The sequence below is a fragment of the Mesorhizobium sp. WSM4306 genome (assembly GCF_007003975.1).
In the GTDB taxonomy this organism is placed as follows: domain Bacteria; phylum Pseudomonadota; class Alphaproteobacteria; order Rhizobiales; family Rhizobiaceae; genus Mesorhizobium.
Map to the genome: position 1 here is coordinate 168,880 of NZ_VFTC01000004.1, position 22,461 is coordinate 191,340.

General features: G+C 61.3%; 22 protein-coding genes. 16 read left to right on the forward strand and 6 right to left on the reverse strand.

Annotated elements, in window-relative coordinates:
• The first annotated feature begins 193 nt into the window (after positions 1-193).
• Positions 194-1,789 (forward strand): GMC family oxidoreductase N-terminal domain-containing protein, encoded by a 1,596-nt coding sequence (locus FJV77_RS08155; protein ID WP_142866295.1) that lies wholly within the window; start codon positions 194-196, stop codon positions 1,787-1,789.
• A 333-nt stretch (positions 1,790-2,122) separates the two neighbouring features.
• Here the strand turns inward: FJV77_RS08155 and FJV77_RS08160 are convergent, their stop codons facing one another.
• Entirely contained in the window at positions 2,123-2,950 is an 828-nt protein-coding gene (locus FJV77_RS08160; protein ID WP_246691181.1) for an NAD(P)-dependent oxidoreductase, read from the reverse strand.
• 155 nt (positions 2,951-3,105) lie between these two features.
• Between FJV77_RS08160 and FJV77_RS08165 the strand changes: the two genes are divergently transcribed.
• Entirely contained in the window at positions 3,106-3,831 is a 726-nt protein-coding gene (locus FJV77_RS08165; RefSeq protein ID WP_142866297.1) for a FadR/GntR family transcriptional regulator, read from the forward strand.
• A gap of 48 nt (positions 3,832-3,879) precedes the next feature.
• Here the strand turns inward: FJV77_RS08165 and kdgD are convergent, their stop codons facing one another.
• The 4 genes from kdgD to FJV77_RS08185 all read right to left on the reverse strand — a co-directional run bounded on the left by kdgD (position 3,880) and on the right by FJV77_RS08185 (position 7,996).
• A complete protein-coding gene (gene kdgD, locus FJV77_RS08170; protein ID WP_142866298.1) occupies positions 3,880-4,812 on the reverse strand; it encodes a 5-dehydro-4-deoxyglucarate dehydratase in 933 nt (310 codons plus the stop codon).
• A gap of 76 nt (positions 4,813-4,888) precedes the next feature.
• Positions 4,889-5,716, reverse strand: coding sequence for an ATP-binding cassette domain-containing protein (locus tag FJV77_RS08175; protein ID WP_142866299.1), 828 nt, complete (start codon positions 5,714-5,716; stop codon positions 4,889-4,891).
• On the reverse strand, positions 5,713-6,786 hold the full coding sequence (locus FJV77_RS08180) for an ABC transporter permease (protein WP_185970231.1): 1,074 nt from the start codon (positions 6,784-6,786) through the stop codon (positions 5,713-5,715). Before FJV77_RS08180 ends, FJV77_RS08175 begins: the two co-directional genes overlap by 4 nt.
• A 130-nt stretch (positions 6,787-6,916) precedes the next feature.
• Complete coding sequence (locus FJV77_RS08185) at positions 6,917-7,996, reverse strand: sugar ABC transporter substrate-binding protein (protein WP_142866301.1); 1,080 nt, start codon at positions 7,994-7,996, stop codon at positions 6,917-6,919.
• 176 nt (positions 7,997-8,172) lie between these two features.
• Between FJV77_RS08185 and FJV77_RS08190 the strand changes: the two genes are divergently transcribed.
• The 12 genes from FJV77_RS08190 to FJV77_RS08250 all read left to right on the forward strand — a co-directional run bounded on the left by FJV77_RS08190 (position 8,173) and on the right by FJV77_RS08250 (position 19,751).
• Positions 8,173-9,213 carry an aldo/keto reductase gene (locus tag FJV77_RS08190; protein ID WP_142866302.1) on the forward strand — a complete coding sequence of 347 codons (1,041 nt, stop codon included), beginning with the start codon at positions 8,173-8,175 and terminating at the stop codon, positions 9,211-9,213.
• A 70-nt stretch (positions 9,214-9,283) separates the two neighbouring features.
• The gene (locus FJV77_RS08195) at positions 9,284-9,679 is read left to right on the forward strand and encodes a GGDEF domain-containing protein (RefSeq protein ID WP_185970232.1); all 396 of its coding nucleotides are present in this window, start codon (positions 9,284-9,286) and stop codon (positions 9,677-9,679) included.
• Entirely contained in the window at positions 9,582-9,860 is a 279-nt protein-coding gene (locus FJV77_RS08200) for a hypothetical protein (protein ID WP_142866303.1), read from the forward strand. The genes FJV77_RS08195 and FJV77_RS08200 overlap by 98 nt, the downstream gene beginning before the upstream one ends.
• Before the next feature lie 243 nt (positions 9,861-10,103).
• Positions 10,104-10,823, forward strand: coding sequence for a hypothetical protein (locus FJV77_RS08210; RefSeq protein ID WP_142866305.1), 720 nt, complete (start codon positions 10,104-10,106; stop codon positions 10,821-10,823).
• A 4-nt stretch (positions 10,824-10,827) separates the two neighbouring features.
• Complete coding sequence (locus FJV77_RS08215; RefSeq protein WP_142866306.1) at positions 10,828-11,652, forward strand: thermonuclease family protein; 825 nt, start codon at positions 10,828-10,830, stop codon at positions 11,650-11,652.
• The gene (locus FJV77_RS08220) at positions 11,634-12,425 is read left to right on the forward strand and encodes a HEPN domain-containing protein (RefSeq protein ID WP_185973509.1); all 792 of its coding nucleotides are present in this window, start codon (positions 11,634-11,636) and stop codon (positions 12,423-12,425) included. The genes FJV77_RS08215 and FJV77_RS08220 overlap by 19 nt, the downstream gene beginning before the upstream one ends.
• A 44-nt stretch (positions 12,426-12,469) precedes the next feature.
• Positions 12,470-12,904 (forward strand): hypothetical protein, encoded by a 435-nt coding sequence (locus FJV77_RS08225; protein WP_142866308.1) that lies wholly within the window; start codon positions 12,470-12,472, stop codon positions 12,902-12,904.
• Positions 12,905-12,956: 52 nt separating this feature from the next.
• A complete protein-coding gene (locus tag FJV77_RS08230; protein WP_142866309.1) occupies positions 12,957-13,238 on the forward strand; it encodes a hypothetical protein in 282 nt (93 codons plus the stop codon).
• Between the two features lie 226 nt (positions 13,239-13,464).
• Entirely contained in the window at positions 13,465-15,138 is a 1,674-nt protein-coding gene (locus FJV77_RS08235; RefSeq protein WP_142866310.1) for a thiamine pyrophosphate-requiring protein, read from the forward strand.
• A gap of 53 nt (positions 15,139-15,191) precedes the next feature.
• Positions 15,192-16,817 (forward strand): GMC family oxidoreductase N-terminal domain-containing protein, encoded by a 1,626-nt coding sequence (locus FJV77_RS08240; RefSeq protein WP_142866311.1) that lies wholly within the window; start codon positions 15,192-15,194, stop codon positions 16,815-16,817.
• Entirely contained in the window at positions 16,814-18,268 is a 1,455-nt protein-coding gene (betB, locus tag FJV77_RS08245; protein WP_142866312.1) for a betaine-aldehyde dehydrogenase, read from the forward strand. The genes FJV77_RS08240 and betB overlap by 4 nt, the downstream gene beginning before the upstream one ends.
• A gap of 325 nt (positions 18,269-18,593) precedes the next feature.
• On the forward strand, positions 18,594-19,751 hold the full coding sequence (locus tag FJV77_RS08250) for an alpha-hydroxy acid oxidase (RefSeq protein ID WP_185970234.1): 1,158 nt from the start codon (positions 18,594-18,596) through the stop codon (positions 19,749-19,751).
• On the opposite strand, the gene FJV77_RS08255 is transcribed toward FJV77_RS08250, so the two are convergent.
• Complete coding sequence (locus tag FJV77_RS08255; RefSeq protein ID WP_185970235.1) at positions 19,748-20,650, reverse strand: helix-turn-helix domain-containing protein; 903 nt, start codon at positions 20,648-20,650, stop codon at positions 19,748-19,750. The genes FJV77_RS08250 and FJV77_RS08255 overlap by 4 nt on opposite strands.
• A 462-nt stretch (positions 20,651-21,112) precedes the next feature.
• Between FJV77_RS08255 and FJV77_RS08260 the strand changes: the two genes are divergently transcribed.
• Both FJV77_RS08260 and FJV77_RS08265 read left to right on the forward strand, forming a co-directional pair.
• Complete coding sequence (locus tag FJV77_RS08260) at positions 21,113-21,817, forward strand: LuxR family transcriptional regulator (protein WP_142866315.1); 705 nt, start codon at positions 21,113-21,115, stop codon at positions 21,815-21,817.
• Positions 21,814-22,350: an acyl-homoserine-lactone synthase gene (locus FJV77_RS08265; protein ID WP_142866316.1), complete on the forward strand. Its 537-nt coding sequence runs from the start codon at positions 21,814-21,816 to the stop codon at positions 22,348-22,350. Before FJV77_RS08260 ends, FJV77_RS08265 begins: the two co-directional genes overlap by 4 nt.
• Positions 22,351-22,461 lie beyond the last annotated feature (111 nt).

Sequence of the window (22,461 nt, forward strand, 5' to 3'; positions counted from 1 at the left end):
TCTGTTCCGCCCGGCATGGTGCGCGGAGGGCGCGGCCGGGACCTCCAAGTGACGGGTTATCAAGCTCCTCCACTTGTACGACAACCCTTCAACACGATAACCATACCCTTTCTCTTGACGCGGCACAAGCGACTTGAGATCGTCGCGCGCAAGAGAAGCGGGCACTGATATTGCCCGGGCAAAGGGAGTGAGAATGCCGGACTACATTATCGTTGGCGGCGGTTCGGCCGGCTGCATTCTGGCCGCGCGGCTGAGCGAGGATCGCGACGTCTCCGTCGTCCTTCTCGAGGCCGGCCCGCCCGACACCGATCGCTACATCCACATGCCGGTCGGCTTCTTCAAGATGACGTCGGGGCCGCTGATCTGGGGCTATGACACGGCGCCCGGCAAGGCGATCGACGGCCGCACCATGGTCTATCCGCAGGCGCGCGTGCTGGGCGGCGGTTCCTCGATCAACGCCCAGGTTTTCACCCGTGGCTGCCCGCAGGACTATGACGGCTGGGCCATCGACGCCGGCTGCACGGGATGGAGCTATGCCGATGTGTCGCCCTACTTCGTCCGCTCCGAGGGCAACGACACTTTTGCCGATGCGCAGCACGGCATTGACGGCCCGCTCGGCGTCTCCAGCGGCGCGCCGCATCCGCTGACGCGCATCTTCGTCAAGGCGGCGCAGCAGGCCGGCCTGCCCTTCCGCGCCGACTTCAACGCCGGCGAGCAGGCCGGCGCAGGCTTCTACCAGACGACGACGCGCCGGGGAAAACGCTCAAGCACCGCGGTTGCCTATTTGAAGCCCGCGCTCGGCCGCAAGAACCTGACCCTGCGCACCGATGCCACGGTCAGCCGCATCGTCGTCGAGAACGGCCGCGCCATCGGCGTCGAGATCATCGTCAACGGCCGCACCGAACTGCTGCGCGCCGAGCGCGAGGTGATCGTCACTGCCGGCGCCATCGGCTCGCCGAAGCTGCTGATGCTGTCCGGCATCGGCCCCGCCGCGCATCTCGGTGAGCACGGCATCAAGGTGGTCAATGACTCCAAAAGCGTCGGCCAGAATCTGCACGATCACATGGATGTCGACGTCGTCGCTGAACTCAACGGACCCCATGGCATCGACCGCTACAAGAAGAAGCGCTGGCAGGCCGTCGCCGGTCTCGAATATGCGCTGTTCGGCACGGGGCCGGTGGCCTCCAACATCGTCGAGGCCGGCGGGTTCTGGTGGGGCGACCGGGCGGAGAAGACGCCGGACATCCAGTTCCATTTCCTGCCCGGCGCCGGCGTCGAGGAAGGCATCGGCTCGGTCCCCGGCGGCAATGGTTGCACGCTGAATTCCTACCATGTACGGCCGCGCTCGCGCGGCAGCGTCACGCTCAAATCGGCGGATCTGCGCGAGGCACCTGTTATCGACCCCAACCCTTTCGCCGAGCGCTACGATCTCGAACGCGCCATTGACGGCATCGAGATCAGCCGTGAAATCCTGTCGCAGCCGGCTTTTTCGAAATACATCAGCCGCGAACATCTGCCGGGCACGGCGATGCAGGGGCGCCCAGCGCTCGAAGCTTTCGCCCGCGAGCACGGCCGAAGCGCCTATCATCCGGTCGGCACCTGCCGCATGGGCGGCGACGCCGAGAGTGTGGTCGACCCCGAGTTGCGTGTGCGCGGGCTGCAAGGCCTGCGCGTCTGCGACAGCTCGGTCATGCCGAGCATCGTGTCGTCCAACACCAATGCGGCGGTGGTGATGATTGCTGAAAAGGCGGCGGATTTGATTGCGGGGCGGAAGGCGCCGGCGGCATAGGCAGGATAATCGCGTGGGGCAGCGCTGCCCGGCAGCTTGGCGCATGCTCTGCCTGATGCTGCTGGTCGACCCCCGCTCCGTCTCGGCTTCGCCGAGACACCTCTCCCCCGATCGACGGGGTAGAGGAAAGGCGCCAGGCTTTTTGCCGTCAGCGCTCGTCCAGCAAAGCTCCCTTCCTTTCCCTCCGGAGGGGGGAAAGGTGGCGCTGCGAAGCAGCGACGGATTGGGGGAACCACCTGGCAATCAAGCCTCGGGCCGATCAGTCACACCAGTCACAGAAGATGTGCATAGCGTAGCGCCATAGGCGATTGCCCTGCTGCCCGCGCAACAACCTCATTCCTGCGGAAACATCTCGCGCGGTGGAAAACCATCGCGGCTGTAGTCCACGACGATGAACTTGCCACCCTGATAGCGTTCGACCACCGGGTTGTCCGTCACCTTGCCGCGCACGCGTTCGGCCTGGCTGTCGGAACTGTCCTGCGGCGCCCAGCCGAGTTTCTCGCGGGCATCATGGCGCCAGAAGCCGCGACTGTTGTTGGACTGGCCCCAGATGACCGAGCAGTCGACCCGTTCGGCTGCAGCGCAGCGCTCGATTAGCCGCACGAAATCGTCATGCGATATCCAGGTCGACAGGATGCGTTCATCCGGCACCTCCGGCAGCACCGAGCCGATGCGGATCAGCACGCTTTCGACCGCATGCTTGTCGAAGTAGAGCCGGGCCAGCATCTCGCCATAAGCCTTTGACAGGCCGTAATAGCCGTCCGGCCTGAGCAAACAATCCTGGTCGAGAATCTCGGTGCGCTCGTAGAGCCCGACCGCATGGACCGAAGACGGGAACACCACGCGCGCCTTCTCCCGGCGCGCCGCCTCGTAAATGTGGAAGGCGCCGCGGAAATTCGGGCCGAGCACGGTCTCGAAGGGCTGCTCGGTGGAAATACCGCCGAAATGCATGATCAAGCCGCAGCCTTCGGCGAGGGCGTTCACCGCCTGCTGGTCTTCTATGTCGGCGATGGTGAAGCTCGCCCCGTCCGGCAGCGGGATCGGCAACGGCACAAGATCGGTGAGCCGCAAGGTCCAGCCCAAGGCTGCCAGCCTGACCGTCAGCAGCCATCCGATCGTGCCGGAGGCTCCGGTCAGCAGCACCGGTTTTTCGGGGATCATCACGCTCTGTCCTTCCGCTGAACCCGCAGACATGTTGGTGTTGGTGCGGCAAGACGAATGAAGATTGCGCGCGACGGGTGCGTCGAGAATCTTATCATATCACCAGATAAATAATGGGTTGCCACGAACAGCGGTTCGTTTATTGCTTGGGGACGATGAGACGTTCCTTTGGCCTTCCCCCGCAGATCAGCCGCACGGCGCAGGTTGCCGACTGGTTTGCGCGCGAAATACGGGCGGGACATTTGACCAGCGGCGAGAAATTGCCGACCGAGCAGGAACTGATTGCGCAATTCGGCGTAAGCCGCACGGTGATCCGCGAAGCTATGGCGTCGCTGCGTTCGGAAGGGCTGGTGACGAGTCGCCAGGGTTCCGGCGTGTTCGTCGCCGACCACCAGACTAACACCACCTTCCGCATCATTTCCGACGAGCTGCATTCGCTGACCGAAGTGCAGAACGTGCTCCAGCTGCGGCTTGCGGTGGAACTGGAAGCCGCGGGCCTCGCCGCCGAGAAGCGCAGCGACGACGACCTTGCCCGTATGCGCGACTGCCTCGATGCCATCGACGCCTCGATCGCCGCAGGTGAAAGCGCCATCGAGCCTGACTTCGCCTTTCATCGGGCGATCGCGTCGGCTACCGGCAATCCCTATTTCGAACGTTTCATGCATTTTCTCGGGCCCGTCCTCATTCCGCGCCAGCTGATGCGCCCGCGAGACGAGACGCCTGAGCAGCGACGGCACTATCTGGAGCAGGTCCAGATGGAGCATCGCCGCATCTACCAGGCGATCGAGCGGCAGAATGTCGAAGCCGCCCGCTTCACCTTGCGCGAGCATCTGGAAGCCGGGCGCGATCGCTATCGCCGCATGGTCGATGGTTCGGCCTGACACGCGGCCACACCTCGCCTTCGATTGCCCCGCCCAACCCATTGGTTCCTACGCCAGCTCTGCGACCGGCATCTTGCAGGCTTGCATGAGAGCCGTGAGCTGGCGTTCTTCATCCGCGGTCAGATCGAGCAGCGGCGACCGCACCGGACCACAGTCGATGCCGGCAATGCGTGCGCCCGCCTTGACGATCGAGACGGCATAGCCGGCGCGCCGGTTGCGGATGGCGAGATAGGGCAGGAAGAACGAGCGGATGAGATCGCCGACTTCTGCCGTGCGTCCGGCGCGCAGCGCGTTGAAGAAACGCAGGGCAATCTCCGGCGCGAAATTGTAGATCGCCGACGAATAGGTCGTCATGCCGATGGCCGCGGCGGCACTGGCATGCACCTCAGCCGTCGGCATGCCGCCGATGAAGATCAGCCGGTCGTCCATGCGGTAGCGCAGCGCGGTGAGAAGCTCGATATCGCCGACGCCATCCTTGAGCCCGATCAGGTTCGGGCAATCCTGCGCCACACGCTCGAGCGTCTCGGGCGTCAGAATGGCGTTGTCCCTGTTGTAGGCGATCACGCCGATGCCGACCGAGCGGCAGATAGCGGTGAGATGACGGCGCAGGCCCTCCTGTTCCGACTTGACGAGATAGGGCGGCAGCACCAGCAGACCGTCGGCGCCATTGGCTTCGGCGGCCTTGGCGAACTCGACCGCCATATGCGTGCCATAGCCGACGCCGGCGAGCAGCGGCATGGTGTCGGGGACCTCTTGCGACGCCGCCCGCACCACGCGCTTATATTCCTCCAGCGTCAGCGAGAAGAACTCGCCCGTGCCGCCGGCGGCGAACAGCCCGCTCGCCCCGGCTGTGCCTTGGGCAGCGACGTGGGCGCGGTAGCCGTCTTCGTCGAAGGCGCCGGCTTTGTCGAAAAATGTCAGTGGAAAGGACAGCAGTCCGCGGCCAAGGGATCTGGTCAGCTCGGTGGGAGAGAAGGTCAAAGCGAGTGCTCCATGCAGGGCCGGCGGATGGTGATCGGGCCGGCGAGATTGTTTCAGCCGTGGCTTGTTGGCGGGTTCACACGGGGCCGGACCGCACTTCGGCCGCGGCCGCGTCGATCGCATTGCGGCCGAGGCCAGATTTGACGATGCGGATCAGTTCCTCCTCGCTGGTGTCGGCGGTGGAGGCGTCCAGCGCGATCTCGCCCGAATGCAGGAAGTTGATGCGGTCGCAGACCTCGAAGATCTGGTTGTAGTTGTGGACGATCAGGATCACCGAGACCTGGCGCTGCTGGCGCAGGTTCTGGATCAGCCCAAGCACATGTGCGCTCTCGCGCACGCCGAGCGCGGCCAGCGGTTCGTCGAGCACCAGGATTTTCGGCGACGAATAGATTGAGCGGGCAACGGCGATGCACTGGCGCTGGCCGCCCGACAGAAGATCGACGGTGCTGTTGACGCTGGGGATCGAGATGCCGAGCGTATCGAGATAGACCTGCGCCTGTTCGCGCATCTTCCTGTTGTCGAGCAGGTTCAGCCCGAGCACGCGCTTGTGGTACTCGCGGCCGAGGAACATGTTGTGGAAGACGCTGAGATCGCCAATCAGCGCCAGATCCTGGTAGACGGTCTCGATGCCTTGCGCACGGGCGTCGCGCGGCGAGGCGAAACGCACCTCCTTGCCTTGCGAGACGATCGTGCCGGTGTCGGGCTGGTGAAAGCCGGACAGGATCTTGATCAGCGTCGACTTGCCGGCGCCGTTGTCGCCGACCAGGGCCAGAACCTCGCCTTGGCGCAGCTTGATCGAAACGTCGACCAGCGCGGTGACGGCGCCGAAACTCTTGGAGATGTTGGACATCTCCAGCACAACCGGCGCATCGGCCGCGAGCGGTGGAATAGCTTGCGTGTTCATACGCGCCTCCGCGTGCGCAACCGGTCGACCTGGATGCTCAGGATCATGGCCGCGATGATGGCCGCGCCCAGATAGATGTCGGAAACGGTGGCCTGGGCGCCGATCATCACCAGGCCATTGTTGAGCGAGGCAACGACGAAAGCGCCGATCAGCGCGCCGATGACCGTGCCCGAACCGCCGAGCAGCGATGTGCCGCCGATGACCGCCGCCGCGATCGCTTGCAAGGTCAGGAACGGACTGCCGGCCTGTGGATCGGCCGAGGTGAACTGGGCTGTGTTGATGATGCCGGCGAATGCCGCGAAGCCGCCGGCGATCATGAAATTGTAGATCTTCATGCGGTCGGTGCGCACGCCGATCTCGCGCGCGCCGATGATGTTGGAGCCGGTCGCGATCGTATGCAGGCCGAAAGTGGTGCGGTTGAGCACCAGAGCCAGCACCAGAACCAAAAGCACGGCCCACAGGAAGGGCGTGAAGGCGGTGACGCCGTGCCAGGACAGGAGCGCATCCGTCGGCTGGTAGAGGCTTTGCCCGAAGATGGCGTTGAAGGGCTGCTCGACCGGCGCCACGATCGGCTGGCTGTTGTAGATGGAGACGACGATGCCTTGCAGGAAAAACAGCGTGCCGACGGTGGTGATCAGTGACGGCACGCGGAAGCGCACGGTGATGATGCCGTTGATGGCGCCGACCAGGATGCCGATCAAAACGCCGATGACGGCGCCGACGGCCAGCGGCACGCCCCAGGTCACAGACAGCAGCGCCATGACATAGGGCGCGATGGAGAAGATGGCGCTGAGCGACAGGTCGATCTCTCCGGTGATCATCAGCATGACTTCGGCCGCGGCGATCAGGCCGAGCCGGCCGGTGTCGCGCAGCACGACGCTGATGAATTGCGGCGAAAGGAAACCGCCATCGCTACCCAACTGGAAATAGATCACCAGCACGATGGCGACGACAGCGATGCTGGCCTCGCGGTAGCGGGACAAAAGGATAAGCAGCCTTTCCGTCGTGGTGTGCGGAACCTTGACGCCGAGGGCGCTCTTCTTCGCTGGCTGGATTGCGGTGGGCGGCACTCTTGTCTTCCTGATTTCGATGCGCGGCGGTGATCGGCGGTCGGCGGCAGGCTATCCGTCGGCAACCAATGCCTCGCCCCCTCATCGCAAGATGAGGTGGCGAGGTCAGGGGTCAGGCTGCCGTAAAGGCTCAGGTCGGCTCGGCGTCGCTGCGGCCCTCGAAGCGTGTCTTGCCGACATAGGCCTCGACATTGTCCTTGGTCACATAAGCCTGACTGGTATCGCTGTTGGCCGGGCCGACGAGGCCGCCGGAGAGCTTGTAAAGATACATCTGCTGCATCGGCAGGAACCCCTGCAGATAGGCCTGCTGGTCGGTGGTGAAGTTGACGTCGCCGGCCTTGATGAAGTCCAGCGTCTGGGGGAAAAGGTCAAAGCCGGCCACGGCGCCGCCTCCCTTCACCAGGCCGTATTTGTTGGACACGAAGCCGCAGGCATAAGTGTCGGAACCGCCGGTGCCGAACATGCCGTTGACGTTCTTGTGGCTGAGATAATAGCTCTCGACGCGCGAGATTTCCGTGGCCGGATCGGGGCCGGTGTTGACGACATCATAGGTGACGCCGCTGCTGCTGTCCTTGATCGCCTGTATGTAGCCGTCGAGGCGCGGTTGCGTGTTGAGCGAGCCGGGCACGCCGATCGACAGCATGACATGGCCGCCCTTGGGGATCAGCTTCAGCCACTTCAGCGCCGAATTATAGCCCGACTGATAGAGTGGCTGGCCGACATAGGAGAGCCGCTTGTTGGGACTGCCGACCGGCACGTCGGCATTGAAGGCGATAACCGGGATGCCGGCCTGGGCGGCCATGTCGGTGGCCGCGTCGAAGGCCGTCGGATCGACGAGGCAGACTGCGATGCCGTCGGATTTCTGAGCGATCGCCGTCTGCATGGCGCTGACCATCTCGGACACGACGTTCTTTTGCGAGCCCGTCCACTGGTAGCTGCAGCCGAAGGCGGCGCAGGCGTCCTGAATGCCGTAGACGGTCGGCGTGAAGAACTGGTCCAGCGTCACATGGCAGATGAAGTGGAACTTGTAAGGCTTCTTCGGCAGGCCGGCCGATGAATCTGCGGCCTTCGCAGCAGTGATGCCACCGGCAATTCCCGCGCCGGCCAGTCCGGCAACGCCGAGGCCGAGCTTGCCGGCGAGCGCGAAAGCGCCGCGCCGGCTCATGGCGGTATTCACCACGTCTATATGATTCTTCGTTTCGTCGTTCATTTGGGTCCTCCCTCTTCGTTTTGCGGGCTTACCGCTTGTATGTCATCTGGTTACATTGTTATATGACAACTTAGGTGTCAATGGTCTTTCGACCTGGATCGACGGCGGGCCTTTCGTGGCCCGGCCGCCATAGACAAGGCCGGCACGATCGACAGCAGGGATCACAGGGAGAGAAAATGGCTGAAATCGAATTCAGGGCCGTGGCGAAGAACGGTCTCAAGGTAACGACGATCGGGCTCGGCGGCACCGGGCTGGGTAACATGTACCGTGCCGTCGACACGGACGCTGCGGTGAAGACTGTGCATGCGGCCTATGAGAACGGCATCCGCTATTTCGACACGGCACCGGTTTACGGCTTCGGTGTCAGCGAGACAAGGCTGGGGCTCGCCATCAGGTCGCTGCCGCGCGCCGACCTCGTCATCTCATCGAAGATCGGCTACGACCTCGTCCCGATCCCGCCCGAAGAGATGAAGCCTGCGCTGTGGGATCAACCCGGCTCCTTCCGCGCCGAGTTCGACTATTCGCGCGATGCCGTCATGCGCTCGCTTGAAGGGACGCTGAAGCGGCTCGGCACCGACTATGTCGACATGGTCTCTATCCACGATCCCGACGAAGCCATCCACTTCGGCCCCGGCGAGGATCCCTACGCCAGGAGCCGGTTTCGCGAAGCGATGGACGGCGCCTATCCGGCGCTCGACGAGTTGCGCTCGCAGGGCGTCATCAAGGCAGTCGGCGTCGGCATCAACCAATGGCAGATGCTGTCCGATTTCGTGGTCGCCGGCGCGTTCGACTATTTCCTGCTTGCCGGACGATACACGTTGCTCGAGCAGGAGCCGCTGGCGACCTTGCTGCCGCTCTGCGAGCAGCGCGGCACCAGGATCATTATCGGCGGACCGTATAATTCGGGCATCCTGGCGACGGGCGCGGTCAAGGGCGCGACCTTCAACACCAGGCCGGCGCCCGTGCCAGTGCTGGAGCGCGTGCGCCGGATCGAGGCGGTTTGTGCCCGCCATCGCGTATCGCTGCCGGCGGCAGCGCTGCAGTTCCCACTCGGCCATCCGCTCGTGTCGAGCGTCATTCCCGGCGCCCGGTCGGCGGACGAGCTCAAGCAAAACCTGGCCTATCTGGGCGAGGATATCCCACCCGGTTTGTGGATGGACCTCAGAGACATCGGATTGATTGCGCAGGGTGCCCCCTTCACGCTCGCAAGGGATTGAACGAGCGACCTAAGGCGAGCGTCGTGCGGTAGGCGCATCAGCGCCGGGGCGGCGCTATTTCGACCAAATCTTGAACCAGTACCGCAACCGGTCGCGACTTCCAGGCGATAGCTTGGCATTGCTCCACATCGATCTGGACCGCCTCAAGCAGATTAACGGCACACTGGGACACGCGGCCGGCGATGCCATGCTGGTTCACGTTGCCCGGCCTTTAAATGCCAAGGTCGCGGGGCAGCATTTCGTCGCGCGCGTAGGTGGCGACGAATTCGTCATAGCCTGTTTCAATGATGCTGACGCCCAACGCCTCGCCGATCTGGCCGATCAGATCATCGCCGAGATCCGACAGCCGGTGCCATACGAGGGGCAATTTGCCGCTTGGGCGCAAGCATATTGCCCTCGAGCCGGGCGCGGACATCGACACGCCTCGCGAGCTGATAAACGCCGATATCGCGCTCTATCGGGCTAAGGGTCGCGGCCGCAACCGCCATGAATTCTTTTCAAAGGCGCTGCAAAGTGAAATTGAAACGACCAAGCATATGGCCGATGAAATTCTCAGCGGTATCGAGCAGGGCGAATTCCACCCCTATTATCAGCCGCTCCTCAATGCAACTTCCCTCGACATCATTGGGGTATCCTTACGACGTTGAAGCGTTCGGCGAAAAGCATGGCATATCCAGGGAAGCGGCCGAGGTGATTTTGCACACGAACGGCCCTTCTCGGCAGAAGTGCGATAGCGCCGCCAGATCCTTCGTGGATTTCAGGAACCTCCGAGAGGCGACGGTTAAGCCGCCGGCACCGAGTATCAAATAAGGAAAACCGGCCGCCAACCGCGATAGGAAAGCCCGCTGCCTCCCGGCAGAAAGCAGTGGGCCAGACCGGATGCGCCGGTCTTGCAGCAGACGGCACTTCTGCTGCAGCGATTCAACATCGCGCCTATCCAGCCGTTCCGCCCGGAAAGAAAAAAGCCCGCCGCCTCCGAAAGGCAGCGGGTTATTTGGTGCTGGATGAAGGGGAGGACATCTCGGTCTGCATCAGAACGTCAAGGCATGGAGTTGGTTCCGCACCAAAATAATATCCAGAAAATTATCCCTAGACTCGAGCGCCCTTGTTGCCTCACTATTTGGCCGGGGGAAATCAACGTGAGAAAAATTGGAATTTTCGCAAGTGTCGCGGCGGCCTTTGCTGCTGGCTGCACTAACACCGGGGGCTCACCGAATACCGACATAACGGCCATGAACACAGTTACGCTGTGTCATGTGCTCACGGTGAGCACGGACGAGCAATACCGCGTCCGTGTGGCTGCGCTTCTGGTCAAGCGCGGGGCAACGGCCGAGAAGTGCATGCGCCTGGTCCAGGCCGACAACGCTGTGGCGACCGGGATCGCTGTTGCGGCGGTGGGAGGCGCGGCCGTTGCCGTTGCCGCCAACAATGGCGGCGGAGGGTATTATCCGCCGCCGTCTGCCTACGGCGTCGCATGGGACCAGTTCTATGGCGCAAACTATAGCGTGATCTGGCGTTGCCGCGACAAGGCAACAGGTCGCTTCGTGGACGATTACTACTGCGCTAGCGCGCCGATGATCGATTCCACATGGCCGGGCTGGTCGGCGTAGGATCATGGCCAAACCTCAACGCAACAATCGATCGTATCAATGGCGCAAGCGCTCCGGCGGCCGCCGCCTAGGCCGCGGGTTGGCTGCCCCACTGCCGCTCCTCTTCGTGGTTCTCGTCGCTGCCGGCGCGCTGATGTCGCAGGCGGTCACGAAGCAAAGGATCGCCTCTGACGTATCAGCCCCGTCGAACTCGACCAGCCCGCAGCCTGCCACGATCGCCGGTGTTGCCTCCGTCATCGATGGCGACACAATCGAGATTCACGGGCAACGCATTCGCTTCAACGGCATCGACGCGCCGGAGGCTGCGCAGCAGTGCGCCGACGGCAAGGGCAAGCCGTATCGTTGCGGGGCGAAGTCGGCCGCGGCTCTCGGCCAATACTTGGCTGCCTCGAGCCCAATCAAATGCTCGTTCGTCACTTGGGATCGCTACCACCGTTTTGTCGGCGACTGCCGGCGCGCAGACGGCGCCAGCGTGGCCGCCTGGATGGTCGAACACGGTCAGGCGCTGGATTGGCCTCGTTACAGCAACGGCGCCTACAGCGCGCAGCAGGCGAGCGCGCAGGCTGCCAAGGTCGGCCTGTGGGCCGGAACGTTTCAAGCGCCTTGGGAATGGCGTGCAGCGCACGTCGAAGGCGCGGCGCCGTCGCGCGAGGCGTTCGACATCGTCAGTCGCCCGCTGGTCGCGCAGAGCGGCTACTCATGCGAGCCGCGGCGCACGTGCAAGCAGATCGGGTCGTGCGAGGAAGCCCAGTGGTATCTGCGCAACTGCTCGTGGGGCGGGAAGCTAGATCGGGACGGCGACGGGAAGGCATGCGAGACGCTTTGCTGATGTCTGCAGGCCCAAACAAAACGCTCGATCTGGATTTGGAACTCGACAGGTTTGCTAACCGCTCCTTTCTGGAAATTGCGGACCACGATTACGTGAGCGCGCGCCTCAGCAGCCGTTCGCGATTGCCGTCGCAATTTCTGTGGCAGGCACAGCAGGCCCTTGAAAAATACTTCAAGTTCATTCTGCTAGTTCACCGGATCAAGGCCCCCAAAATCCTCCATGATCTGGAGCGGGCGCTGGATCTGCTTGATCAGCAATTGCCGTTCGCGCTCGATCTCTCCAATGACACAAGAGACTTCGTAAAGTTTGTGAATGGCGTTGGTCGCTGGCGATATTTGGAAGGTTCGATCGTCCTCAAAGGCCTCGAATTGCACCAGCTGGATCGGGCTGTGTGGGAAATCCGCCGATACTGTCAGCGGCGGCTCGCGAGAACCCAAAGTGGACCAACCGCGGCCGGCGATCGAGATTTGTGTATGGCGGAATTGATCGCAGCCGCAAGCAATCGACAGGCATTTTCGATCAACGGGGAACTGGAAAGTATCGTCAGCGATCACAAGCACCCCGCCAGGAAGGCTCTCGTCTGGCAAAATCTATGTTACGGAAAAAGGCGCAGAGAGCGTCTGTTCAATGTGCCGACGCCTATGTTCATCAAGAACGCGCCGCTTTGGCTGACTCCCGACATTGTCGACGAGGTTAGTCAGTACGTCCACATCCCCGCCGATGCCAAAAAGGCATATCGCGAGCTAATCGCCGTTCGTGCAAAGGCACCATAGACAGCAAATCCGCTCGGCCTGCAAAATTTGAGGAAGAGCTAGATATGAAACGACGTGCTCGCATGACGACCGGTGCCTGTCTATCCGCCGTTCTCGACTGGCTTGGCGGCGAGCTCAATCTGAACGTTCGAGCGAGCCGTGTGTTGGTGATCGACGGGCGCCTGTGGATTGAACTCTCTGGGCTACATGATCCGGACGAACCGGATGTCGATCAATATGCCCATGCACGTGGCGTGCTTTGGTCGCGCCCAATCGTTGACGAGACCACCGCTTTGACCAAGGACGTCATTCTTCTGGTGCTGCACGTTGGCAATCCTACGCCACGCATCGACCTAGGCCCCAACTACTCGTCGACTTCGACCCCGCTGCCTTGGCAGACCCTTGCGCTAGTCCCGACCACGGACGGCGTTGAAGGACGTAGCGTGAGCTGGGTCCGAGAGCGGTGGGGCGAAACGATGACATGGCCTTTTGACGGCTAGTCAGGGACCGATCTCGGTTGCGCGCCTCTCACCGCGCCTAGGAGGGAGAAGAATGAAGCTGTTGGCGAAGGTGCTCGCCGCGTCTGCGTGCTTGGCCGGTTGCAGCGCGGAAGCGGATGATGGCAGCACCTACACCCTTTATCGGGGCTCCCTCACTGGAGAGATGCGAATCCACGTAGCCACCTTCAATGCAACCGAGAGCGAAGCCTACAACCACGAAAACTGTCAGATTGCCGCCGATCTGTTCCAGGCGCAGCCCGGTGTTCTCGTCCGGTCCTGGTGCGAGAAAGGCCGCTATCTTACTGCACCCGTCGTTTTGCTGCGGGTAAGGTGAGCAACGCGATTGGTCAAAGCTGCATACCGAGGCTTGCCTCTGTCGAAGAACCTTTCTCGCGGCCGTGAGGGCGAGTCAGGCTCCGGCCAATCTTCCGTACGAACTGCAACGATCACCGACGTAAAAAAGCACCGAAATGTTGAAATATGGCACCCTTAGTCAGCGATTAATGATGAAACTCCGTAACGCGCGGGGGTGCTCCCGGTAAGCCTATACGGAGGATGAGATGAACGGTGCGGATCTGATTGCAGCCATCTTGAAAAAGGAGGGCGTCGAGTACATTCCCGCATTCCCCCACAGCGATATTATAGACTGCGGCGCCAAGCTTGGCATTGTCCCATTGATCGTGCGCCAGGAGCGCCACGCGCTGCATATCGCCGACGGCTACGCGCGCATGACCGGCGGACGCAAGATCTGCTGCACCACGGTGCAATATGGACCCGGATCGGAAAATGCTGTCGGAGCCGTGGCGCAGTGCTATGGCGACAACGTGCCGGTTCTGCACATGCCCGGCGGCTATGCCCGCGCCGATCAAGGGATCGCGCCGAACTACAACGCCGCGCGCAACATGCAGCTGATCAACAAATGGTGCGAAATGGTCTATCAGGCCGACCGCATTCCGCAGATGATGCAAAACGCCTTTGCGATGCTGAAGAACGGCCGCCCCGGCCCGGTCACTTTGGAAGTGCCCATCGATATCTTCACTGAAGAGGTTGATCCTGCCCTGCTGGATTCCTACAAGCCGCAGCGGCGCTCAGCCCCGTGTGCCGATCTGGCCGATATTGCGGAAATAGCCGATATCCTCCTAGCCGCTAAGGCCCCAGTGATCATCGCCGGTCAGGGCATCCTTTATGCCGAGGCCTGGGACGAGCTTATTGAACTGGCCGAGCTGACCGATACGCCGGTAATCTCAACTCTGAACGGGAAGAGCTGTTTTCCTGAAAATCACCCGCTTTATGTGGGCTGTGCCGGTGGCGCACGCCCCGACGGGCTAAACCGAACGCTGGAACGTGCAGACGTCTATATCGGCTTGGGCACAAGTTTTACCACCTCGGACTACATCACGCCGTTCCCGCGCGCGGGCCGCACCTTCGTGCAGCTGACGAACTGGGAAGGTGACATTTCCAAGGACTACCCGGTCGACCTGGGTGTGATCGGTGACGCCAAGCCCTCGATGAGGGCGCTGATTTCGGCGATAAAGGACAAGACAGCTGGCAAGGGTGTGGACCGCCCAGCGGTGATCAAGACCATTGCCGCCGAGAAACAGGCGTTCCTCGACAAATTGATGCCGATGCTCACATCGGATGAGATACCGATCAGCCCTTACCGTGTCGTCTGGGATCTGATGCACACGGTTGACCGAACCAAAACTGTCCTGACCCACGATGCGGGCAGCCCGCGCGACCAGATCACACCCTACTATGAGGCGATTGTCCCGCATGGCTACATGGGCTGGGGCAAGACCACCCAACTCGGCATGGGGCTAGGGCTGATGCAGGGCGCGAAACTGGCCAATCCGGGCTGGACCTGTGTGAACATCATGGGCGATGCGGCCATCGGCATGGTTGGCATGGACTTCGAAACGGCCGTGCGCCTGAAACTGGGCACGCTGACCATCGTCCTGAAAAACTCAATCATGGGCGGTTACACCAAGCATCATCCGAACGCCGCGCAGCGCTATCAGATCGAGGAATTGGGCGGCGACTATGCAGCGATGGCCCGGGCCTTTGGCGGTTTCGGCGAAGAGGTATCCGACCCAGCGCAAATCGTGCCGGCCATCAAGCGCGCGCTGGAACAGAACGCAAAGGGCATTCCGGCACTGTTGCAGATCATCACCAAGGAAGAGTTGAACATGGCCAAGGCCCTTCCCGAAGGCGTCGGCCCTCACGTGCAAGTCTGAAATCGCACCAGCCCTGCCTGCCTCCGGCAGGGCCTTTGTCTTTGCGGGATGATATGGAAACTGCACAAACAGATTATGTCATCGTGGGGGGCGGCACAGCCGGCTGCGTTCTTGCAGCTAAGCTGACTGAAGATCCTAAAGTTACGGTCGTTATGCTGGAAGCAGGGCCGCATCATCGCGGCCTGCTAATCCACATGCCTGCAGCCATAGCTGCGCTATATGACAAAGGCACCTACCATTGGGCATATCGAGCGCAACCCGAAAGCTTCGCGGATTGCAAGGTGTTGCCTTACAAGATGGGCCGGATCGTCGGTGGGTCATCAGCAATAAACGGGCTGGTCTGGGCGCGAGGGAACCCGCTTGATTACGATGACTGGGCAACCAGCGGCTGCCCAGGATGGAGCTATGACCAGTTGGAGCCGGTCTTTCGCCGCATTGAGGCGTTCGAAGAGCCAGGCGACGTGCATATGGGCCATCACGGACCGATCCCTGTCACGGTTGGGCGGCCCGCAGACCAAATGCTATCCGACGCCTTTATCAAGGCTGCTGCACAGGCAGGCGAACGGATAAACCCAAATCACAACAGTGGCGATCAGGAAGGTTTTTGCGCGCTTCATCGTAATACCCGTGGTGGGCTGCGCGGCGATGTCTATCAGGGGTATGTCCACCCCGTCAGAAACCGTCCCAACCTCAAAATACTGCCCGGCCAGACGGTGCGGCGCATTCTTTTCGATGGATTGCGCGCGATCGGCGTCGAGGCGGGCACCGACGCGCACCCCCGGCGCTTCCTTGCGGGGGCCGAGGTTCTACTTTGCGCCGGCGCGATCGCCAGTCCGCAATTGCTTGAGGTGTCGGGCATTGGCGATCCCGCGATCTTGGCGCGGGCCGGCATTACGCCGTTTCACGACCTGCCAGGCGTGGGAGAGAACTTTCACACACACCCGACCATCGCTTTAACGTTCTCTTGCAAGAAGCCGGTTTCGATATTGAACGCGACGCGCGGGATGGGAAAGCTCTTGGTCGGTCTGCGCTGGATCCTGATGCGCACCGGACCAGCTGCGACGAACCATTTCGAGGCGGGGGCTTTTTTGAAAAGCCACGCTTGTGCCGACCGTCCGGACTATCAACTGACCTTCCTGCCTTTGGCACTGAGTGGAACCACCAGTGTAGCTGCATCCCACGGGTTTCAAGTCTACATCGAGTTGATTGGCTGCAAAAGCCGCGGTCGGACTCATGTGACAACACCCGATATCGCCACGTCAGCGGCCTTCTGTTTCAACTACCTGCAAGATGGACGGGATATGGAAGTCTTCAAAAAAGCGTTGGCAAAAGTGCGCCAGATAGTGGCGCAGCCTGCGTTTGAGGCGGTTCTCGGGCATGAGATAGCACCCGGCGCCGAGGTTGCCAGTGAGGCCGAGATCGAGGCCTGGATCCGCAAATGCGCGTCGATCAGCCATCATCTGGTTGGCTCGTGCAAGATGGGTCCCGAGGTTGACCCCATGGCCGTCGTGGATTCCGACTTGCGGGTCCGGGGTCTAGACGGATTGCGGGTGATCGACGCATCGATCATGCCGAAAATCACCTCGGCGAACACCCATGCAACCACGATAGCAATCGCCGAACGGGCGGCCACCATCATCCGCGGACGACGCCTGAGTGCCACGAGGACAAGCACATGAAATTTCAACCCAAAGCAAGCCATTTCATCGACGGGGCTTATGTCGAAGACACGCAGGGCGCACAGATCGAGGTGGTCTTTCCCGCCACTGGGGAGGTAATCGCACGCTTGCATTCGGCCACACCCGTCATTGTCGAGCGGGCGCTGAATGCCGCCCGCGATGCGCAAAGGGCCTGGGCAGCCATGACGGGGACGGAACGAGGCCGCGTGTTGCGCCGGGCTGCGGACATCATGCGGGCCCGCAACCATGATTTGAGCGTTCTGGAAACCCATGAGACTGGCAAGCCGCTTCAGGAAACGCTTGTTGCCGATGCAACTTCGGGAGCCGACGCGCTAGAATATTTCGGTGGACTGGCGGGCAGCCTGACGGGAGCGCATATTCAGCTCGCTCGGGGTGATTTCGTCTACACAATTCGTGAGGCCTTGGGCGTCTGCGTCGGCATTGGCGCTTGGAACTATCCGACCCAGATTGCCTGCTGGAAGGGTGCACCAGCACTGGCTTGCGGCAATTCTATGATTTTCAAGCCCTCTGAAACCACGCCGCTTTCGGCGCTGAAAGTCGCAGAGATCTTAATCGAGGCCGGTGCTCCCAAGGGGATCTACAATGTCATTCAGGGCTACGGCGATGTTGGCGCCTCGCTTGTCAGCGATCCACGTGTGGCCAAGGTTTCGCTGACCGGTTCGGTTGCAACCGGGCGCAAAGTCTATGCGACTGCGGCCGACGGTATGAAGTATGTCACCATGGAGCTTGGCGGCAAGTCACCGCTGATCGTATTTGACGATGCGGATCTGGAAAACGCGGTTTCCGGCGCGATGCTTGGGAATTTCTACAGCACAGGCCAAGTCTGTTCTAATGGCACACGGGTATTCGTTCAGAAGGGCATCAAACAGGCCTTTCTGGATCGCTTGTGTGCACGCTTGAAAAATGCGGTGATCGGCGATCCGCTAGACGAGGCGACAAATTTTGGCCCGATGGTTAGTGCGCGGCAGCGAGAAATTGTCCTGTCCTATATCGCAAAAGGCCAGGCCGAGGGCGCGCGTTTGGTCTATGGTGGGAAACGGATCGGCTACACTGGGTTCTACCTTCAGCCAACCGTATTCGCCGATGTCACTGACACCATGACTATTGCTCGCGAAGAGATATTCGGCCCGGTGATGTGTGTTCTGGATTTCGAGACCGAGGCCGAGGTGATCGCCCGTGCTAACAGCACCGAGTTCGGCCTCGCCGCGGGAGTATTCACCCGTGACCTGACCCGCGCCCATCGTGTGGTGGCCGGTTTCGAGGCCGGCACATGCTACATCAACGTCTACAATCTGGCTCCCGTCGAAGCACCTTTCGGTGGGTGCAAGTTTTCGGGTGTCGGGCGCGAAAACTCGAAGCTGGCCATCAACCACTATTCTCAGATGAAGACGGTTTATGTGGCGATGAATGACGTAGTGGCGCCTTATTGAGATCGGAGCCTGACGGTGGAACAAGGGATTTCGGCGATGGCCACGAGACCTGACGGGTTGATCTGCGACCTTTCGGCTTACAATTAGGGGCTGGCATCCAAGACCGGTTTGGGACGCAGCTGAAGGGCCGTGAAGCGATGGAACTGATTACGAGATAGCCTCGCGCCTTTGCAGGATCTGTGAGCAAAACGATGGCATTGCCGGCCAGTGATGCAGCGGCAATGAGCCAGTTCTGCTTTATCTGACTACCAAGTATCCCAGGAGGAGGCGCCACGGTGCGTTCGCCAATTCCGGACACCAGTAGTCATAGGGAACTGGAATGCCAATGGATCAACGATTTCCCAGTATTGACGACATGGAACGCACTGCGCTGCGGCGCATCCCGCGCTTTGCTTCGGAATATCTGCGCGGCGGAATCGGGCGCGAAGCCTGCCTCCGTCGCAATCGCGATGCCCTGGACCAAGTGTTGTTCGATCCCTGTTACCTGCAGGAACAGGAGGTCAATCGCCCCGCACTTGGCGTTGAGCTGCTCGGCCGCGCCTATGCCTTGCCATTCGGGATTGGCCCTCTCGGGCTTTCGGGCCTGATGTGGCCCGGCGCGGTTGACATTCTGGCGCGCGTCGCCAGCGAGGCGAACATCCCCATGGGATTGTCGCATTTCGCCACCAGCCACATGAGCGATTTTCGCGCCACTGCAGGGACGAACGGGTGGTTTCAGTTCTACCCCGCCCGCGATCCGGAAATGCGCCACGCGATGCTGGAGGAAATTGCCGCCACCGGGTTCGAAGTGCTGATCGTGACAGTGGACATCCCCACCGCCACCCGCCGCGATCGCGAATTGCGCGTTGGGCTTTCAGTGCCGCCAGAGATCAGTGTTTCGACGCTTTTCGAAGTCGCCACACACCCCCGCTGGGCCCTTGCCACGCTGCGCGAGGGCACTCCAGCCTTCAAAAACCTTGCTCCCTATGTTCCCAGAGGACTGTCGATGGCGGAACAGGCAGCCTTTCTGACGGACATGATCGAGGGCCACGTGACCCGCGATATTCTGCGCGACATCCGCGACCAATGGGCCGGCAAGCTGATCGTCAAGGGCGTCATGACGGTCGAGGACGCACGGACCGCGCTGGATTGCGGCGCGGACGGGGTCTGGGTTTCTAACCACGGCGCCCGTCAACTGGATGCCGCTCGTTCCCCTGTCGAGGTCCTGCCCGCCATCCGCGCGGCACTTGAACCCGATATACCGCTCATGGCCGACAGCGGCCCACGCACCGGGCTCGACGTCGCCCGTATGCTGGCCTTGGGCGCGGATTTCGTGTTTCTGGGCCGCTCCTTCATTTTCGCCGTTGCCGCTATAGGCGCACGCGGCGGCGACCACGCAGTACATGTGCTGCGTGAGGAATTGCACTGTGCACTGGCGCAGATCGGCTGCCCTTCGGTGCGGGAATTGCCTCGGTTTCTCGCCAGCTGTTCTAGGCAGGATTAGCGGTACCCGCCCCGGATGGCGCTTGGGGCAATCCCAAACTCGGCCTTGAACGCGCCCGTGAATTGCGATCGGCTTGCAAAACCGCATTCATATGCGACGATTTCGACCGACAAAGTGGTGGATTTCATCAGTGCATGTGCCCGGCGCAATCGGCTGATCTGGTAGATCCGCGCCGGCGTCTCGCCCAGCAGGCGTTTGAAAAGACGGTTCAACTGCGAGTGCGACAGCCCCACAACGTTGGCCAATGCGGGTATTGCGCGCTTAGGCCCACCTGATTGCTCCATCATCTGCAGAACTCGCAACAAGGATCGGTCATCGACGCGTGAGGTATAGTCTGCCAGAGGTGATTGCTGGCTTTCGCTACGGTGCATATCGGTACCGAAAATCAGGTGGCTGCCGACGCGCGCGGCAAATCCCTTGCCGTGATGTTCGCCCACCATATGCAGCATCAGATCAAGACCTGCCGTCGCACCGGCACAGGAAAATCGCTTGGGTTTGTATTCGAAAAACCGATTCGAGATTTCGGCCTCTGGGTACTCCTCCTGCAAGGCGGGGCGGGTCAGCCAGTGGCAGCATAGCGGTCCGTTCCAGTGTACCCCGGCGCGGGTAACAAGGAAAATCCCGGTGTCCGCCGCACCCAGAGCCACGTCGTGGCGATCCAACCAGCGCAGCCACTGGGCCAATCGTTCTGTATACGCCCTATGGTACTGGTAGGAGGCGCAGACGATCACCGCCGCCAGAGTGGGGTCCCGGGGCAGGTCGGTTCTGGTGGCTACCGCCATGCCGTTGATCGCCTCGACAGACGCGCTCTCTGACACGAACTCGTAGGAATAGAGTTGGTTTCCGGAGACTTCATTCGCTTTCCGCAACACCTCGGTGAGCGACAGAACGCTCATCATTGAAAACTGCGGGGCCAGATAGAACCTGATATTTCGTGTCGGCATGCGCAAAAAAGTAGCACGAAACAGTCGAAAAACAACACATCATACTTGGCCGGCTGGAGGAAACTCTCGTCAACCAAGAAGACTGCAACTCGCACGCAGCAGGACACGGCGATCTGTCAGCGCCGCCAGACCACTCTAGTCAGGCTTTGGCCATCAAATCGTTCTGGTCGAAAGAATGCATAACAATAAACCAACTTCAGATAGGGAGGAGAACGAGATGAGGATTTCCCGAAGAACGGCTCTGCAGATGGGTGGAGCAGTCGCCGCAATGTCTCTTGCCGGAATAGGTCCCCTCCGGGCAGAACCCAAGAAGGGCGGAACGCTCAGGATCAGTCTTGCCGAGGGCGACGCGACACGGCCCTGACAAAACCGAGCCAGGACGTCCGCAATTGGCGACGCCAGCTTGCCGAGACCTGTGTGCTTTTGGAAGAAGTTCGGCGAAGCCGTACGGCCGCCGACATCTGCACTTGTTTGCTTTCCTATGGCGCGCGCTTCGGCGCGACAAATCTGCTTGCCGGTGTGATACCTCCACCCCATGTTTCCGGGCGCCAGCAGATCTCACACGTGTTGCTTGACGCGTGGCCGCGGGATTGGTCGCTGCGCTATTTTTCGAACGGTTACCTCCGCAATGACCCTACCATCCGGCTCGTGAGCCGAGGCAATGCGCCGTTTCTTTGGAAGGAAATCGACGAGCTTTGCAAAGTCTGCCTGTTTGGCCGCCGCGTTATGGAGGAGGCAACAGAGTTCCGCCTGTGCGAAGGTTTAACTTTGGCGTTTTCGACGCTCGAGCGACAGGCCTTTGGGTTTTCGGTTGCTGGCGAAAAGCTTGAGCTCGATCCATACGAGCGCCTCGCACTCCAACTCGTCGCCGCCTACACCTGTGGTTCCGCGACCTTACTCGCCGAAGCAAGGCGAGAGCGCGGGCCCGTCCATCTCTCGCCTCGGCAGCGCGACGTTCTTCATTGGGTCTCTGAGGGATTGACCGTCGACGAGATCGGCGATCGGCTGAACATCAGCAGTCATACGGCGGATATGCATCTGCGCGCGGTGCGTGAGAAGTTCGGCGTGACGAGCAGCATCCAGGCCGTAGCGGAGGCGTTTCGGCATGGCCTGATCAAGTGAAAACCTACGGGATCGCGTTATGCTGGGCCGGCTTGCGGTGTGAAGACAGTCAAGAGATCGACCGTTTCGACGACAAGCACGCCGTCCATATGATGTTCATCGTTGATGGCCGAGTGATCGGCTACCAGCGCATGCTGCCTTCGACGCAGCCACATCTCCTTTCAGACGTATTGTCGGACCTCTGCGAAGGCCAGCGCCCGGTCGGCCCAAACATCTGGGAGTGGACACGATATTGCGTCGAGGCCGGTCATCGCGAACGCGGCAGGATGCTGAGCCCGGTCGCGAATGCACTTCTCGCCGGCATCGTCGAATGGGGCCTTGTCAGTGGCGTCGACACGATCATCATCGAGATGAACCCCCTTTGGCTCCTGCGGCTTGTACAGTTGCATTTCAGGGTAACGCCGCTCGGTCTGCCACAGATCATCGGCCGTGAGGAGACGGTTGCCGTGACAGCGAATTTCGACGAACGGACGCTCGTCAAGTTGCGCGAGATGAGGAACGCAAGGACGCAGACCAACGCGACCGACAACTGAACGCTTACTACCTGGCCCGAAAGAGGCGCTCTGTGGCCGAGTATTTCAATGAGGCGCCGATGAGCGACCAGCTCGACAATCGTTCGTGATTGAAGGGTAGGTCAAGACGTC

Bases quoted from the DNA above. Each gene is read 5' to 3' on its own strand.
- FJV77_RS08155 (WP_142866295.1), top strand. From the start codon at position 194: ATGCCGGACTACATTATCGTTGGCGGCGGTTCGGCCGGCTGCATTCTG.
- FJV77_RS08160 (WP_246691181.1), bottom strand. From the start codon at position 2,950: ATGATCCCCGAAAAACCGGTGCTGCTGACCGGAGCCTCCGGCACGATC.
- FJV77_RS08165 (WP_142866297.1), top strand. From the start codon at position 3,106: ATGAGACGTTCCTTTGGCCTTCCCCCGCAGATCAGCCGCACGGCGCAG.
- FJV77_RS08175 (WP_142866299.1), bottom strand. From the start codon at position 5,716: ATGAACACGCAAGCTATTCCACCGCTCGCGGCCGATGCGCCGGTTGTG.
- FJV77_RS08185 (WP_142866301.1), bottom strand. From the start codon at position 7,996: ATGAACGACGAAACGAAGAATCATATAGACGTGGTGAATACCGCCATG.
- FJV77_RS08190 (WP_142866302.1), top strand. From the start codon at position 8,173: ATGGCTGAAATCGAATTCAGGGCCGTGGCGAAGAACGGTCTCAAGGTA.
- FJV77_RS08215 (WP_142866306.1), top strand. From the start codon at position 10,828: ATGGCCAAACCTCAACGCAACAATCGATCGTATCAATGGCGCAAGCGC.
- FJV77_RS08220 (WP_185973509.1), top strand. From the start codon at position 11,634: ATGCGAGACGCTTTGCTGATGTCTGCAGGCCCAAACAAAACGCTCGAT.
- FJV77_RS08225 (WP_142866308.1), top strand. From the start codon at position 12,470: ATGAAACGACGTGCTCGCATGACGACCGGTGCCTGTCTATCCGCCGTT.
- FJV77_RS08230 (WP_142866309.1), top strand. From the start codon at position 12,957: ATGAAGCTGTTGGCGAAGGTGCTCGCCGCGTCTGCGTGCTTGGCCGGT.
- FJV77_RS08235 (WP_142866310.1), top strand. From the start codon at position 13,465: ATGAACGGTGCGGATCTGATTGCAGCCATCTTGAAAAAGGAGGGCGTC.
- FJV77_RS08240 (WP_142866311.1), top strand. From the start codon at position 15,192: ATGGAAACTGCACAAACAGATTATGTCATCGTGGGGGGCGGCACAGCC.
- betB (WP_142866312.1), top strand. From the start codon at position 16,814: ATGAAATTTCAACCCAAAGCAAGCCATTTCATCGACGGGGCTTATGTC.
- FJV77_RS08250 (WP_185970234.1), top strand. From the start codon at position 18,594: ATGGATCAACGATTTCCCAGTATTGACGACATGGAACGCACTGCGCTG.
- FJV77_RS08255 (WP_185970235.1), bottom strand. From the start codon at position 20,650: ATGATGAGCGTTCTGTCGCTCACCGAGGTGTTGCGGAAAGCGAATGAA.